The sequence below is a fragment of the Archangium sp. genome (assembly GCF_036277355.1).
GTDB lineage: Bacteria > Myxococcota > Myxococcia > Myxococcales > Myxococcaceae > Archangium.
Window position 1 is genome coordinate 15,219 of sequence record NZ_DASUNC010000148.1, and the last position, 15,891, is coordinate 31,109.

General features: G+C 68.6%; 11 protein-coding genes. 7 read left to right on the plus strand and 4 right to left on the minus strand.

Going from position 1 to position 15,891, the window contains the following annotated elements:
• Nucleotides 1-42: 42 nt before the first annotated feature.
• Entirely contained in the window at nt 43-675 is a 633-nt protein-coding gene (locus VFZ09_RS36620; RefSeq protein ID WP_329732407.1) for a response regulator transcription factor, read from the minus strand.
• Nucleotides 676-939: 264 nt separating this feature from the next.
• Here VFZ09_RS36620 and VFZ09_RS36625 point away from each other — a divergent pair, with 264 nt between their 5' ends.
• From VFZ09_RS36625 to VFZ09_RS36655, 7 genes are all read left to right on the plus strand, one after another.
• On the plus strand, nt 940-1,599 hold the full coding sequence (locus VFZ09_RS36625; protein WP_329732408.1) for a hydrolase: 660 nt from the start codon (nt 940-942) through the stop codon (nt 1,597-1,599).
• A gap of 81 nt (nt 1,600-1,680) precedes the next feature.
• On the plus strand, nt 1,681-3,540 hold the full coding sequence (locus VFZ09_RS36630; RefSeq protein WP_329732409.1) for an amidohydrolase: 1,860 nt from the start codon (nt 1,681-1,683) through the stop codon (nt 3,538-3,540).
• On the plus strand, nt 3,530-5,155 hold the full coding sequence (locus VFZ09_RS36635) for an MFS transporter (RefSeq protein ID WP_329732410.1): 1,626 nt from the start codon (nt 3,530-3,532) through the stop codon (nt 5,153-5,155). The genes VFZ09_RS36630 and VFZ09_RS36635 overlap by 11 nt, the downstream gene beginning before the upstream one ends.
• The gene (locus VFZ09_RS36640) at nt 5,152-5,379 is read left to right on the plus strand and encodes a DUF1427 family protein (RefSeq protein ID WP_329732411.1); all 228 of its coding nucleotides are present in this window, start codon (nt 5,152-5,154) and stop codon (nt 5,377-5,379) included. Before VFZ09_RS36635 ends, VFZ09_RS36640 begins: the two co-directional genes overlap by 4 nt.
• Nucleotides 5,376-5,534, plus strand: coding sequence for a DUF1427 family protein (locus VFZ09_RS36645; RefSeq protein ID WP_329732412.1), 159 nt, complete (start codon nt 5,376-5,378; stop codon nt 5,532-5,534). The genes VFZ09_RS36640 and VFZ09_RS36645 overlap by 4 nt, the downstream gene beginning before the upstream one ends.
• A gap of 105 nt (nt 5,535-5,639) precedes the next feature.
• Complete coding sequence (locus tag VFZ09_RS36650) at nt 5,640-6,974, plus strand: sensor histidine kinase (protein WP_329732413.1); 1,335 nt, start codon at nt 5,640-5,642, stop codon at nt 6,972-6,974.
• A 162-nt stretch (nt 6,975-7,136) separates the two neighbouring features.
• Entirely contained in the window at nt 7,137-12,413 is a 5,277-nt protein-coding gene (locus tag VFZ09_RS36655; RefSeq protein WP_329732414.1) for a trifunctional serine/threonine-protein kinase/ATP-binding protein/sensor histidine kinase, read from the plus strand.
• A 12-nt stretch (nt 12,414-12,425) separates the two neighbouring features.
• Here the strand turns inward: VFZ09_RS36655 and VFZ09_RS36660 are convergent, their stop codons facing one another.
• The 3 genes from VFZ09_RS36660 to VFZ09_RS36670 form a co-directional block, all read right to left on the minus strand.
• Nucleotides 12,426-13,619: a cytochrome P450 gene (locus VFZ09_RS36660; RefSeq protein ID WP_329732415.1), complete on the minus strand. Its 1,194-nt coding sequence runs from the start codon at nt 13,617-13,619 to the stop codon at nt 12,426-12,428.
• Between the two features lie 127 nt (nt 13,620-13,746).
• Nucleotides 13,747-14,370: an HNH endonuclease gene (locus VFZ09_RS36665; RefSeq protein ID WP_329732416.1), complete on the minus strand. Its 624-nt coding sequence runs from the start codon at nt 14,368-14,370 to the stop codon at nt 13,747-13,749.
• Between the two features lie 68 nt (nt 14,371-14,438).
• Nucleotides 14,439-15,740, minus strand: a complete 1,302-nt coding sequence (locus VFZ09_RS36670; protein ID WP_329732417.1) for an AAA family ATPase — start codon at nt 15,738-15,740, stop codon at nt 14,439-14,441.
• Nucleotides 15,741-15,891: the final 151 nt, after the last annotated feature.

The window sequence follows — 15,891 nt, forward strand, 5'->3', positions numbered from 1 at the left end:
CCACCTCAGCGGGTACGAGCCGTTGCCACCGAGCACCCACGCTCAGATGTCGATGATTCCCCGCTTCATCGCGACGACCACCGCATGCGTCCTGTCCCTGGCCCCGAGCTTGGTCATGACGTTCTTCATGTGCGTCTTGACCGTCTCCTCGGAGATGCCCATCCGGGCGGCGACTTCCTTGTTGGCGTTGCCGGCGGCCACGAGGCGCAGGACGTCACATTCCCGCGCCGTCAATTCATCGTCCGTCACGTGCTCGGCCATCTCGGTGGCGATATCCGCGGCGATGCGGCGGCGTCCCGCATGCACGCTGCGGATGGTCTCCACCAACTCCTTGCGCAACATGCTCTTGAGCAGATACCCGGAGGCGCCAGCCTTGATGGCGCGCAACGCCTGCATGTCGCCCTTGTAGGTCGTCAGGACGATGATTCTCGCCGTGGGGTACTGGGCGCGGATCGCCGTGATCGCATCGATGCCATTCATCATGGGCATCTGCACGTCCATCAGCGTGATGTCTGGCTGATGGTCGCGGAAGGCTTGCAGGGCCTGCTCTCCATTCTCCGCCTCGGCGACCAGCTGCATGTCCGGTTGTCCGGCGATCAGGCTGCTGAGCCCTTCACGCAGCAGCGGATGGTCGTCGACAATCAGGATGCGAATGGGCGGGTTCGTGGAGCTCATCGCTTCCGTCCTTGATCTCGACCAGGGGAGCTTCGCTGGATATCCGGCATCGACGCCGTTGGAATCCCCCGAAATGGGGAGGAGGGAGTCCCTTATCCCAGATACGATCGCACCGCACCAGGGGGCCCGCGGGGGTGCATAGCGGCTGGTGGGTGTCCGCTCCCTCTTTCGGGTGAGCCGTTTCATGTGCTTTCGGGTGTTTTGCCTCGGGTCCTGACTCTCTACTCTGTCTGGCATCACCCCAACCCGAAGAGGAAGAATTTCATGACCCCCAAGGCCACCCCTACGCCCGGAAAGGGCCTCCTGTCGCCCACCGACCATGCGCTGATCCTGATCGATCACCAGTCGCAGATGACCTTCGCGACGCATTCGATCGACATCGCGACGCTGCGCAACAACACCGCGCTCATCTCCAAGGCCGCCGCCGGCTTCCGCGTGCCCACCCTGCTGACCACCGTCGCGGAGAAGAGCTTCTCGGGGCCGCTGTTCCCGGAGATCACCGACGCGTTTCCTGGCGCGAAGGTCTACGACCGCACCTCCATGAATGCCTGGGAAGACAAGCAGGTGATCGCCCAGATCAACGCGTTCGAGAGGGAGCGGCTGGTGTTCGCGGGCCTGTGGACCGGCGTGTGCATCGTGGGTCCCGTGCTGTCGGCGATCGACCAGGGCTTCAAGACGTTCGTCATCACCGATGCCTGCGGTGACGTGACCGACGAGGCGCACGAGCGCGCCGTGAGCCGGATGATCCAGGCCGGTGCGGCGCCGATGACCAGCCTGCAGTACCTGCTCGAGCTGCAGCGCGACTGGGCGCGGGAGGCCACGTATGGCCTGACCACCGGCATCGCCAAGATCCACGGCGGTGGCTACGGCATCGGCATCCAGTACGCCAAGCAGATGTTCAGCGCGTCCGAAGGCGGTCACTGATGGCCATGCGGCCATCGGTCTGTCCATAGGTGAAAACGATTGTCTCCGGCGCGAGCCGCCGGAATGAGAAGGATTGTACCGATGGCCGACATGATCGTCAGAAACGCCCGAATCACCACGCTGGACCCGGACAACCCATCGGCGACGGCGTTGGCCGTCGCCGGCGGCAATGTGCTGGCCGTCGGCGACGAGGCCACGGTGATGGCACATGCCACCGCCGGGACCCGGATCATCGATGCCGGGGGCCGGCGCCTCATCCCCGGCCTCAATGACAGCCACCTGCATCTGATTCGCGGTGGTCTGAACTACAACATGGAGCTGCGCTGGGACGGCGTGCGCACGCTGGCCGATGCGATGGCGATGCTCCGGGAGCAGGTGGCTCGGACACCGGCGCCGCAGTGGGTGCGGGTGGTGGGCGGCTTCAGCGAGCACCAGTTCGCCGAGAAGCGGCTGCCGACGCTCCAGGAACTCAACGAGGCCGCGCCGGAGACCCCGGTCTTCATCCTGCACCTGTATGACCGGGCCCTCATCAACCGCGCCGCGTTGCGCGCGGTCGGCTATACCAAGGACAGTCCTGATCCGCCCGGTGGGCGGCTCGAGCGGGACGCGGCCGGCAATCCCACCGGCCTGCTGCTGGCGAAGCCCAATGCGCTGATCCTGTACGCGACGTTGGCGATGGGACCGAAGCTGCCGCCGGAATTCCAGCTCAACTCCACCCGCCATTTCATGCGCGAGCTGAACCGGCTGGGCATCACCTCGGTGATCGATGCTGGCGGAGGCTTCCAGAACTACCCGGAAGACTACGAGATCATCCAGAAGCTGCATGCCGACGGCGAGCTGACGGTGCGCATCGCCTACAACCTGTTCACCCAGAAGAAGGGGGGCGAGCTCGCGGACTTCGACAGGTGGTCGCGGATGCTGAAGCCGCTCCAGGGTGACGGCATGCTGCGCCACAACGGCGCTGGCGAGATGCTGGTCTTCTCGGCGGCGGACTTCGAGGACTTCCGTGAACCGCGCCCAGAGCTGCCACAGGGCATGGAGGGCGAGCTGGAGGACGTGGTCCGCCTGCTGGCGCAACGCCGCTGGCCGTTCCGCATCCATGCCACCTACGACGAGAGCATCAGCCGCGTGCTCGATGTCTACGAGAAGGTGAACCGCGAGGTTCCCTTCGACGGACTGCACTGGTTCATCGACCACGCGGAGACCATCTCCGATCGCAACATCGAACGCGTGCGCGCCCTGCAGGGCGGTATCGCCATCCAGCATCGCATGGCGTACCAGGGCGAGTACTTCGCGGAGCGTTACGGCCGCGCGGCGGTTCGGAACACGCCGCCAGTGCGCAAGATGCTGAATGCGGGCCTGCCGGTCGGTGCCGGCACCGATGCCACCCGCGTGGCCAGCTACAACCCGTGGATGTCTTTGTACTGGATGGTCACCGGCCGCACCGTGGGCGGTCTGTCGATGTATGGCGACGACAACCTGCTGGAGCGGGAAGAAGCGTTGCGCCTGTATACGCACGGCAGCGCGTGGTTCTCCCATGAGCAGGATCGCAAGGGCCTCCTGAAGGCAGGCCTCTATGCCGATTTCGCGCTGCTGTCCTCGGATTTCCTCCACGTGCCGGAAGAGGCCATCAAGGACATCACCAGCGTGCTGACCGTGGTGGGCGGCAAGGTGGTGCACGGCAGTGATGACTTCGGCCCGCTCGCTCCCGTGTTGCCCAGGCCCATGCCGGACTGGTCGCCGGTGAACCGGTTCGGTGGCTACCAGGGCGCCACCCAGGCGCAGGCCCGCGCCATGTTCGAGCGAGCGCATGCGCACGCACACGGAACGTCGTGTGCCGTGCATGGTCACGGGAAGGATCATGCCGCGCACCACCCCGCGCCGGTCAGCGGTCCGCGCGACTTCTGGGGTGCCTTGGGCTGCTTGTGCCATGCCTTCTGATGCTCAGGTGACGGGCGCATGGGCTCCGCTGCGCCATCCCAGCTTCCGAGCGCTCTGGCTGGCGGTCCTGACCAGCAACATCGGAACCTGGGTGCAGGATGTCGCCGCCTCCTGGTTCATGTCGGAGCGGACGGGCTCACCGCTCATGGTCGCGGCGGTGCAGTCCGCGACGACGCTCCCAGTTGTGGCGTTCGCGCTCGTGGCCGGCACGCTGGCGGACATCGTTGACCGCCGGCGGTACCTGCTCTGGGTACAGCTGTGGATGCTCTTCGTGGCCACGGCGGTCGCCGTGCAGGCTCATGCTGGCCGGCTCGATGCCTGGTCACTGCTGTGTCTGACATTCGCGCTCGGTACGGGCGCGGCGATGGGGATGCCCGCACAGGCCGCGACCACCGCCGACCTGGTTCCGCGCCCGATGCTGGCACCGGCGGTGGCCTTGAGCTCCATCGGTGTGAATATCGCGCGCTCCATCGGCCCCGCCCTGGGCGGACTGGTCGTGGCGCGATTCGGTGCATCCTGGGCGTTCTCCCTGAATGCGCTGTCGTTCCTGGGCCTGGTGTTCGTCCTGTGGCGATGGAAGCGGGCGAAGTCCGCCTCGGCCCTGCCCGCCGAGTCTTTCGGCGGCGCTCTGCGCGCGGGGCTGCGCTACGCGGTGCAAGCCGGCGAGTTCCGGTCGGTGTTGGTCAAATCGGCCTGCTTCTTCGTGTTCGCCAGTGCCCTTCCCGCGCTGATGGCGATCGTGGTCCGGCAGGAGCTCTCCGCCGGTGCGGGCACCTATGGACTGTTGCTGGGGTTCATCGGGGCGGGTGCCATCGGTGGTGCCATCGTCCTGCCGAAGCTCCGCGAACGGTTCGATGCCGACACGCTGGTGCCGGCCGCGACCCTGCTCTACGCGCTCACCATGCTGGTCCTGGCGAACCTCCGTGACCCGCGGTTCCTCTGCGTGGCGATGCTGGCCAACGGCCTGTCGTGGATCACCGTGCTGTCATCGCTGCAGACCGCCGCGCATGTCTCGGTGCCCGCCTGGGTCCGCGCCCGGGCGCTGTCGCTCTACATCGTGGTCTTCTCCGCGGGCATGGCGGGGGGCAGCCTGATCTGGGGGTCGCTCGCGCAGCAGGCGGGTACCCGCATTTCGCTGACCGTGGCGGCGGTAGCGGCGGTGCTCGCGGGGATCTTCTCGCTGCGTTTCCGTCTGAGCGTGGCCATGGGGCGGGATACCACCCCGTCCTCGCACTGGCCGCAACCGGCCGTGGCCGAGGAGGTCGCCCATGCCCGGGGTCCGGTGCTCGTGACGGTGGAATACCTCATCGCGCAGGCGGATCGTGACGAGTTCCTGCACCACCTCCACCTGCTCGGAGGCACCCGCCGGCGCGACGGTGCGGTGCAGTGGGGGGTGATGGAGGACGCGGCGCAGCCAGGCCGCTTCCTCGAATATTTCATCGTCGATTCCTGGTTGGAGCACCTCCGCCAGCATGAGCGTGTCACCCATGAGGAGCAGCGCTTGCAGGAGAAGATTCGCGCCCTGCATCGCGACGCGCAGCCTCCCACCGTGCGCCACTTCATGGGTGCCACGCCCTCGAGCCCTCACGTCGTCGCGTTGGAGAACGTCCCTTGAGCTGGAAATTCTGTGTTGGCCTGCTGCTCGGTCTCGCCATCGGCCTGGGTTGCCGTTGGCTGGGCATTCCGGTACCCGCGCCGCCCATGCTGGTGGGCGCTTCACTCGTGGTCGCCATGACGAGCGGCTACCTGCTGGCCGATCATTTCATCGCGACGCACCCCGCGCATCATCGCCACGACTGTGGCGGGCCCAGCGGTGAGACGAAGGAGACGCGCACATGATGGAGCTCATGATCGGTCCCGTCCTGGCGCTGGCCATCGGAGCCGGCTGCCGCCTGCTCGACATCCCCTTGCCCGCACCGCCGAAACTGCAAGGCGCGCTGCTGGTACTGGCGATGACCGTCGGCTATCTGCTCGGCGAGCGTCTCCTGGGCTGAGCTGGCGGCGTGCCCGGGCAGGCGCCGTCTCCTGATGTGTTGCCAGGAACGCATGGTGGGGGCCCCCCTCATCCCCGCTGGCCGGAATGTTAGCATTGCATTTCAATGACGGCTGACCCCTCCGAGTTGCAGGCCCTGCGCCGGGTGAAGAGGAAGAACCTGTTCGTCTGCGCGGCCCTGCTCCTCGGGGGCTGCGCCGCCCATGTCATGGCGTCGGGCGACTTCAGCCTGGAGCTCGTGCTGGCGTATCTGGGGTGGAGCGCGAGCTTCGGGGTGATTGGGGTGGCGGTGGGGCTGGGGTGGGTTCCCGTGAAGTCGACGGGGATGTGGACCGGGACGGCCACGCTCCTGGCGGTGACGGCGCTCATCCACCACACCGGTGGGCCCGGCAGCCCCTGCTTTCCGATGCTCGGCTCCCTGCCCTTTGCCCTCGCCATCTTCAGCCCGGACTCGCGCCTGCCCACGGTGGTGGCCTCCGTGGGGGTGCTGGCCAGCACCGGGGTGCTGGACATGATGGCCGGCCTGCCGTCGCGGGAGATGTTGCTGCATGTGTCGAGCTTCGGCCTGCTGGGCGCGGCGGCCATCGTCGGAGGGCAGACGTACCGGCGCATGCGTGACGCGGAGAAGGTGGCGCAGCAGGAGCGGCTGGCGGTGCTGGAGCAGCTCGCCGAGAGCGAGCGCCGCCGGGTGCACGCCGAGCGCGAGCGCGCGGAGGTGGAGCGGCTGGTGCTGGTGGGGCAGCTGGCCGCCGGGGTGGCGCACGAGGTGAACAACCCGCTGGCCTTCGTGAAGTCCAACCTCGGCTTCCTGGAGCGCGAGCTGCGCAACGAGGGCGGGCCGGGGGACCTGGCGGAGCTGCGGGACGTGCTCACCGAGACACAGCAGGGCGTGCTGCGCATCCAGCAGATCGTCATGGACCTGCGGCGCTTCTCGCGAGAGGGCGGCGAGGGGGACGAGGGGCTGGCGGAGGACGCCATGGACGAGGCGAAGCGGCTGGCCATGGTACGGCTGCGCGGACTGGGGGCGGTGTCGCTGGACGTGGGCCCGGGGTTGCCGCCGGTACGGCTGGGGCAGCGGCAACTGGTGCAGGTGCTGTTGAACCTGTTGCTGAACGCGGCGGACGCGGTGGAGGACGCGGTGCCCGCGCGCCGGGCGGCCATCGTGGTGAGGGCCCGGCCGGTGGCGGGCGAGGTGTGGTTGGAGGTGGAGGACAACGGCCCGGGGATTCCCCAGGAGGTGCTGGCGCGGCTCTTCGAGCCCTTCTTCACCACCAAGCCGCCGGGGAAGGGGACCGGGCTGGGGCTGGCCCTGTGCCGCGAGTACGTCTCGAGGGCCGGAGGCTCGCTCCATGCCGAGAACCGCCCCCAGGGGGGCGCCCGCTTCGTCCTGCGGGTCCCGGTGGCGCGGGAGCCCGCCTCCCCGGCGGTCAGGCAGGCGTGAACGGGCAGCGGGCCCGCTCCATGTGGCCGCCTCGCGGGGGAGGGAGCACGCTCCTGGCGTGCATTCCCGCGTTGCGGATCCCCCCCGGGTCTGGTCCCATCCGCGCCCCACCCATGGTGGTCTGGCCGCTGTGCGGGCGGCTCCCAGCCCAGGACGCCCGAGATGCTGAACATCCCAGGTTACACGCCACGAGGCGTCGTCAAGTCGACTGGCATGAACCTGCTGCTCCACGCCGTGCGCGACGCGGACGGGCTCCCGCTCATCCTCAAGACGCCGGTGGCCTCCTCCCCGGGCTCCCGCGAGCGCGAGCGCTACCAGCGTGAGTTCGGCATCCTCCAGCGGCTCCGGGACGTGCGCGGCATCTCCCGGGCCCTCGCCTGCGAGCAGTTCCAGGAGCGCCCGGTGCTGCTGCTGGAGGAGATCGAGGGCATTCCCCTGTCCGAGCTCACCGGCCAGCCCTTCAACGTGCTCCGCGTCCTGGAGATGGCCATCTCCCTGGCCTCGACCCTCGCGGGGCTCCACCGCCGGGGCATCATCCACAAGGACATCAAGCCCTCCAACATCATCCTCACCCCCTCGGGCGACACCCACCTCATCGACTTCGGCATCGCCAGCCTCCAGCTCGTCGAGCACGTGGACGCGCTGCAGGCGTCCTTCATCGAGGGGACGCTGGCGTACATGTCCCCGGAGCAGACCGGGCGCATGAACCGCTCGGTGGACTACCGCACCGACTTCTACTCCCTGGGCATCACGCTCTATGAGCTGCTGACGGGCAGCCGCCCCTTCCAGGGACGCGACCCGCTCGAGTGGTTCCATGCCCACATGGCGCTCGCGCCGCAGCCCCCGCTCGAGCGGGTGAAGGAGCTGCCGCCCGTCCTGTCCGCCATCGTCCTGAAGCTGCTGGCCAAGGTGGCCGAGGAGCGCTACCAGAGCGCCGAGGGGCTGAGGGCCGATCTGGAGCGCTGCCGCGACGGCCTGCTCCGCAACGAGCCGGAGGACTTCCCGCTCGGCGTCCACGACGTGCCCACCCGCTTCCAGCTCCCGCAGCGGCTCTACGGGCGCGACACGCAGGCCGCCGCCCTGCTCCAGAGCTTCGAGCGCGTGGCCCGGTATGGCCGGCCGGAGCTCGTCCTGGTGCACGGCTACTCCGGCATCGGCAAGTCCTCGGTGGTGCACGAGCTGCACAAGCCGGTGGTGCGCCAGCGCGGCTTCTTCCTCAGCGGCAAGTTCGATCAGTTCCAGCAGGACATTCCCTATTCCACCCTGTCCCAGGCCCTCCGCGCGCTGACGCAGCAACTGCTCTCGGGGACGGACGAGGAGCTGACGTGCTGGCGCGAGCAGTTGCACCAGACCCTGGAGGGCCATGGCCAGGTGCTCGTGGACGTGGTGCCCCAGTGGGAGCTCATCCTCGGCAAGCAGCCGCCCGTCCCGGAGCTGCCGCCCGTCGAGGCGCAGCACCGCTTCAACCGCGTGTTCCGCAGGCTCCTGGGCGTGTTCGCCACGCCCGAGCATCCGCTCGTCCTCTTCCTGGATGACCTCCAGTGGGCCGACCTCGCCAGCCTCCAGCTGCTCCAACACCTGCTCACCCACCCGGATGCACCGCCCGTGCTGCTGCTCGGGGCCTACCGGGACAACGAGGTGGGCCCCACCCATCCGCTCGCGCTGACGCTGGAGGTGGTGCGCAAGGCCAACGCCTGGGTGACGGACCTCCCGCTCGAGCCGCTCGCGCTGGAGGACGTCCAGCGACTGGTGGCGGACACGCTCCCCGGCGCGGGGGCGGACCTCATCGAACCGCTCGCGGCCCTGGCCCGGGAGAAGACCGGCGGCAACCCCTTCTTCCTGCTGCAGTTCCTGCTCACGCTCAACCAGGACGGCCTGTTGGCGCGCACCTCCGAGGGCTCCTGGCGGTGGGACGCCGAGGGGGTCCGGGCCCGGGGCTACTCCGACAACGTCGTGGACTTCATGGTGGGCAAGCTGCGCCAGCTCCCCCATGGCACCCAGCACCTGCTGCGGCTCGCCGCCTGCGTGGGCAACACCTTCTCCCCGCGCATCCTGCTCGTCATCTCCCACATGGCGGAGACGGCCGAAGTGGAGAAGGGGCTGGAGCCCGCGCTCCAGGAGGGCCTGCTGATGAGCGCCGGCCCCGGGCAGTACCGCTTCCTGCATGACCGCATCCAGCAGGCGGCCCATGCCCTCATCCCCGAGGCCCAGCGCAAGGCCGTCCACCTGCACATCGGCCGCCTGCTGCTGGCGAGCCTGTCGCCCGAGGAGGTGCACGAGAAGCTCTTCGACGTGGTGGGCCAGCTCAACGCCGGCGCGGAGCTGCTCTCCGAGCCCGAGGAGCGCCACCGCGTGGCCCGCCTCAACGCCGAGGCCGGTGGGAGGGCCAAGGCCTCGACCGCCTTCCGCTCGGCCGTCGTCTATCTGTCCACGGCCTTCCACCTGCTCCCCGGAGACCCCTGGGAGACCGCCCCCGCGCTGGCCTTCAAGCTCCGGCGCGACCAGGCGAGCTGCGAGCTCATGAGCGGCAACGCCGCCGAGGCCCGCCGCCTGCTGGAGGAGCTCCTGCCCCGGGCGCGCACCCGCGCGGACATGGCGGCCGTCTACCGCTTGAAGAGCGGCATCCACCTCGCCGCCGGCGAAATCCACGCCGCCACCACCTGCCTCGTGGAGTGTCTGGCCCGGATGGGCCTGCCCATCTCTCCGCACCCCACCTGGGAGGAGGTGGCCGCCGCCAACGACGAGGTCCAGGCCCTGCTGGGCGAGCGCCCCATCTCCAGCCTCATCGACCTGCCCCGGATGACGGACCCGGACCTGGAGGTGGTGATCAGCGTGCTCTCCACGCTCTCCGCGCCCGCGTCCTTCTTCGACCGCAACCTGTTCATCCTCCACCTGTGCCGGATGGTCTCCCTCGTCCTGCGCCACGGGATGACCGAGGCGGCCGCCTATGGGTTTGGCTGGTACGGCGCGGTGCTGGGCTCCGCCTTCGGGCGCTACCCGGAGGGAGATGCCTTCGGCCAGCTGGCCTGCGCGCTCGTCGAGCGCTACGACCTGACCGCCTTCCGCAGCCGGATCATCTACCTCATGGCGATGATCACCTACTGGACCCGGCCCCTGTCCGGGACGCTGGAGCCGCTGCGCAGGGGCTTCCAGCTCGCGCTGCAGGGCAGTGAGTTCCAGACGGCCTGCTATTGCTGCATCAACATCCTCACGGACCGCTTCGCCGTGGGGCACCCGCTGGACGAGGTGTACCAGGAGTCCGTCGCGCGGCTCGCCTTCGTCCGCAAGGCGGGCTTCCAGGACGTGCAACACATCCTCCACCACATCCAGCGGCACGTGCAGGACCTGCGCGGTGTCTCGCGCGCGTTCGGCTCGCTGAGCGGGGAGGACTTCGACGAGGAGTCCTTCGAGGCCGGGCTGTCACCCCAGCGCATGAGCACCATGCGGTGCTTCTATTGGATCCTCAAGATGCGCTCGCGCTACCTGAGCGGGGCCTACGCGGAGGCGCGCGAGGCGGGGGCGCGGGCGGCCGAGCTGTCCTGGGCCATGCTCGTTCAACTCCAGGCCCTGGACTTCCACCTCTACCGCGCCCTGACGCTGGCGGCCAGCTTCGGCGAGTTGAGCCCGGAGGAGCAGCGGCAGGCGCTGGAGACGCTGCGGGAGACGCAGCACCGGCTGGCCGGGTGGGCCCGCAACGTCCCCTCGACCTTCCGCGCGCCCGAGCGCATGGTCTTCGCGGAGCTCGCCCGCCTCACGGGCCGCGAGAAGGAAGCCCTGCACGCCTACGAGGAGGCCGTCCAGTCCGCTCGCGAGCATGGCTTCCTCCAGAACGCCGCCCTGGCCAACGAGCTCGCGGCCCGTTACTGGCGCGAGCGGCAGGTGCCCACCATCGCCGAGGCCTACGCGTCCAAGGCCCGCGAGGCGTACCTGCGCTGGGGCGCCCACGGCAAGGTGCGGCACCTGGACGCCGAATGGCCGTCCCTGGCCACCACCGCGTCCGCCTCCGATGCGACCTTCTCGGACACGAGCTCGACGCAGCTCCTCGACGCGCTCACGGTGGTGAAGGCCCAGCAGGCCATCTCCGGGGAGATCGTCCTCGAGCGGCTGGCGGCCACGCTGCTGCGGGTGGCCATCGAGAACGCGGGCGCCCAGCGCGGCGCCCTGTTGCTGCCCCACGGCAACACGCTCTCGGTGGTGGCCCACTCGGGCGCGGTGCCCGAGGGCTCCCCGGACGAGACGCCCCTGCCGTGGACCGTCCTCTCCTACGTCAAGCGCACGCGCGAGCACGTGCTCATCGGCGATGCCTCCCAGCCCCACTCCTTCTCGTCGGATGCCTGGCTCGAGCGCGGGAAGGCCCGCTCCCTGCTGTGCCTGCCCCTGCTGCGCCAGGAGGAGTTCCGCGGGATGCTCTACCTGGAGAACAGCCTCACCACCAACGCCTTCACGCCCGCGCGCCTCTCGCTGTTGGGACAGCTCGCCTCGCAGGCCGCCATCTCCATCGAGAACGCGCGGCTGTACGCCGACGTGCAGCGCGCCGAGAGCGCCCTGCGCCGCGCCAACGACGAGCTGGAGCGGCGGGTGGACGAGCGGACGCGGGAGCTGCGGCAGGCCCAGGCCCAGCTGGTGGAGACGGCGCGCGCGGCGGGCATGGCCGAGGTGGCCAACAACGTGCTCCACAACGTGGGCAACGTGCTGACCAGCGCCATCGTCAACGTGCAGATGATGAACCAGACGGTGGCCACCTCGCGCCTGGGGCGGTTGAAGCAGGTGGCCAGCATGCTCGCGGACCACCGGCGGGCGCTGGCGGACTTCCTCGCCCGGGATCCGCGCGGCTCCCTGCTGCCGGAATACCTCTCCGAGCTCTCCGATGAGCTGCTCCACGAGCAGACGGTGTTGAAGGAGGGCCTGGAGGCGACGACCCAGCACGTCGAGCACATCCGCGCCATCGTCAAGGTGCAGCAGAGCTATGCCGGGGACACGCTCGTCACCGAGGAGTGCGATCTGCCCCTGGTCGTCGAGGAAGCACTGAGCATCCAGATGCCCACGCTCAAGAGCCATGGCATCAACGTGGTCCGGGAGCTCTCCACGCTGTCCCGGACGCGGTTGGACAAGCACAAGGTGCTGCAGATCCTCATCAACCTCATCACCAACGCCAAGAACGCCATGGCCGCGCTCCCCCCGGGCCAGCGCCACCTGTACGTGCGGCTCGACGCGCGCGAGGACGTGGCGCGCATCCAGGTGGTGGACAACGGCATCGGCATCGCGCCCGAGGTGCGCGACCGGCTCTTCCGCCAGGGCTTCACCACGCGCGAGGACGGGCATGGCCTGGGGCTGCACTCCAGCGCGCTGGCCGCCCGGAAGCTGGGCGGGCGCCTCACGCTGGAGAGCGAGGGGCCGGGCAAGGGCGCCACGGCCACGCTGGAGCTGCCGCTGGTGTAGCGGGCCCCCGGCTCAGCCGAGCACGAGCGGCAGCGACTTGTAGCCGAGGCTCACCGGGGCGAACCCCTGCCGCACCGCGGCGCCCGCTCCCCGGCCGAGCGCCGGGAACCGGTCCAGGAACGCGTTGAGCGTGACGCGCGCCTCGAGCCGGGCCAGCGGCGCACCCAGGCAGAAGTGCGTCCCCAGCCCGAAGCCCAGGTGCTGCGCGTTCGTCGGGCGCTCGGGCCGGAAGGAGTCCGGATCCTCGAAGACGGAGGGATCCCGGTTGGCCGCCCCGTAGACCATGTCGACGATCTCCCCCGCGGCGATCTCCACGTCGCCGATCTTCACCGGCCGCGTCGTCACCCGGGGGAAGCGCTGCACCGGGCTCTCGTAGCGCAGCACCTCCTCGATGATGGGCTCCACGAGCGAGCGATCCTCGCGGGCCCGGCGCCAGAGCTCCGGACGATCCGCGAGCAGGGCCAGCATGTTGCCGATCAGGTTGGTGGTCGTCTCGTTGCCCGCGACGAGCAACACGGCGGCGAAGCTGCGGATCTCCAGGTCGGTGAGGGCCTCGCCCTCGACCCGGGCCTCCACGAGCGCGGAGAGCAGATCCTCGGCGGGCTGGGCGCGGCGCGCGGCGATGGCCCGGTCCAGGTACTCCGCCATCTCCTGCATCTTGCGCATGCGCTCCTCCTTGGACAGGCCGACGTAGGCGACCACGGCCTCGGACCAGAGCTTGAAGGACGGATAGTCCTGGTCGGGCACGCCCAGCATCGCGGCGATGACCCGCATGGGCAGGGGGACGGCGTACGCGGACATGAGCTCCACGGGGCCTTTGCCCGTGGTGTCGAGCAGCTCGTGGGCGAGGCGGCCAATCCACTCCGACAGCGAGGCGATGCGCTGCGGGCTGAACGCCTTGCTCACGAGCCGCCGCATCCGGGTGTGGTAGGGCGGGTCATCGTGCAGGAGCGCGAAGCGGGGCATCGTCTTGAACACCGGCGGCGTCTGCGAGGAGAACGTGGCGGGGTCGCGGATGGCGGCGAGGACATCGGCGTGACGGAGCAGCGCCCAGGCGTAGAGCGGCTCGGTCCGGCCCGTGAGCGGCCCCGCGGGGAGCCTCAGGTAGCGCACCGGGTTGGGGCCCTGGAAGGCCCGGTAGGCGGGGTAGGGGTTGGAGATTCCCTCGGGGGTATTGAGCACGTCGGGCGAGAGCGGAGCGGACATGCGGAGCATCTGACCGCAGGGGGCTCCTGGGCGGCAATAGCCGGGTGGCCCGGGCGGGGACCCGCCCGGTGAAGCCGCCTGTCCCTGGAGGGGGCAGCGGTCGCCAGGCGGTGGACGGGACAGCCGCTCAGAGGGCGCCACCTGAGCGTTGGACGGGTTGTGTCCGTGCATCGAAACAGGCGCCAGGTGTGCCCTCGAACGCGGTGATGAACCGCTGGCGCATATCGAGATCCGAGGCGAAGACGGTCATCCAGATGGACCAGAACCCGAGCGCGGTTGCCTGCCTGACGATGAGCCTTCTCGTGATCTCACTGTCGTTCTTGGAGAGATCCTCTCGGGCTTCTTCTGCTCTACCCCATGCATCGAGGCGCTGCTTCCAACGTCGATCACTGGCCGCTGGATCATGGGTCGGGGTCTTGTGGAGCCCCGTCAGGTGGATCGTCCGTTCCGCGACCTCTTTTTGCGCGGCCGTCAGGTGGGGCGCTGGACCCACGAGTCCATCCTCGGAGTACGCAAAGGCACGCGCGGTGTTGTCACTGTCAGGCCAGAAGTAGTCCCCCAGCTTCAGATCCTCGTCGCCCTTGGTGCTGTTGCAGTTCACGCATGCCAGGAGGAAGTTGTTCCAGTCCAACCTGAGCGCTGGATGGTGGATCTTCGGGAGGATGTGCTCCACCGCGAGGCTCGCGTTGATCTTCCGCTCGCAGAACGAGCAGTAATCGCCGATGCGCTTGATGAGCTCACCTCGCGCCATGGCATATTCCGAAAACGGGCGCGGGGTGCCGTCGGGATCCAGGGGCCAGGGTCCCCGTTCCACGGGCCTCATTCATCGTCCCCCGGGAGATTCGCCGCGCGCCGCTTCATCTCGAGGAACGCGTGATAGGCGACGTCGTCGCTGAAAGGTGCCGAGAGCTCATCCAACCGCTGTTTGAGCTCGGCGAGCCTGGGGCCCTTGGCGCCCTTGGCCTCCTCGAGCGCTTCGTAATAGGCGCGGGCCGCGTCCATCATCTGCTGGTGCCTGAAGCTGCGCTGGGGAACCTCGACCCCCATGACCGCCTCGGCGATGTCCTCGATGCTCCGGCTCGGCAACGACTCCCGGTTCCGGTCATCCAGGTTGATGAGCTCATGGGCTCGTAAGGATTGGATGATGAAGGGAGAGTGCGTCGTGGCCACGAACTGGATGGAGGGGAAGACGTTCCTGAGATCATCCACGATCTCTCGCTGCCAGAGCGGATGCAGGTGCAGGTCGAGCTCGTCAATCAAGACGATGCCAGGTGTTTTCAGGGCGGCTTCCTCGCGCAGGTGGGGATTGAGGGTGGCGGCTCTGTAGGCGATGTCCCCCACCATGGCGAGGATGTTCCGAACACCATCACTCAGCATCTCGAAGGGAAGCTGGGTGTGCGGGTTGCGAGCCACCAGACTTCCGAGGCGGAAGTCATAGAGCACGGTGTCCCAGCCGCGCAGACAGCGGACGATCGAGCGCCTGACGGATTCGAGTGTTTCGAGCGCCCCCCGCTGCAGTTGGATGAGCTCCATGGTCTTGAACCAGGAGACGAACGCTTTGTGATTCGACGTTGGATCGAGGCACCCACGGTATCCCCGGAGCCTGGAGCCGGGTTTCAACACTCGAGCGCCATCCGAGGAGCTCGAACGCCGCTCGCGCCTTTGCAGCCATAGGCGTCCCGTGCCGTAGTAGGAGAGAAGCGGGAGGGTGATGGGCTGTCCTGCCTTGACCTGCTCACCCCATTCTCCGGCGAGCTGGGCCAGATTGCTGGAGCCACCATGCGTGGTGTGTTTCTTGGGCCCTTCGAGGGTGCGTGTCCATTCGATACGGTCGTCGTCGACAATCCCCTCGCACGTGACCTTCACCGGGTAGAGCCGCTCCAGCGTGGGGACTTCACCCAGGCCATGGGTCACACGGCGCACGTCGTCTCCGTGGATGCCTGGGGGCGACGCGCCATCGAGCCCGAGGAAGAGCGCGCCCGCGCCGATCGCGAGTGCATCCAGGACAGCCGTTTTTCCGGCGCCGTTATCGCCGATGAGGACGTTGAAGGAGGGTGCGAGATCGAAAGTACGAGACTCGAAGCTGCGAAAATTCTTGAGTGTGAGGCGCTCGATCCTCATCCGTACTCCTGCTCCGCATGGATACCCGGTTGGCCTGTGGCACCGCGGGGAGACCACGAGCGTACGTCAAAGCCCAGGACACTAGGTCCGCCGCCCCGGCTGTCCAGTTTGTTTCTCCAATGTTTCCGACACCTTGGGAGGTGTCGTGTCG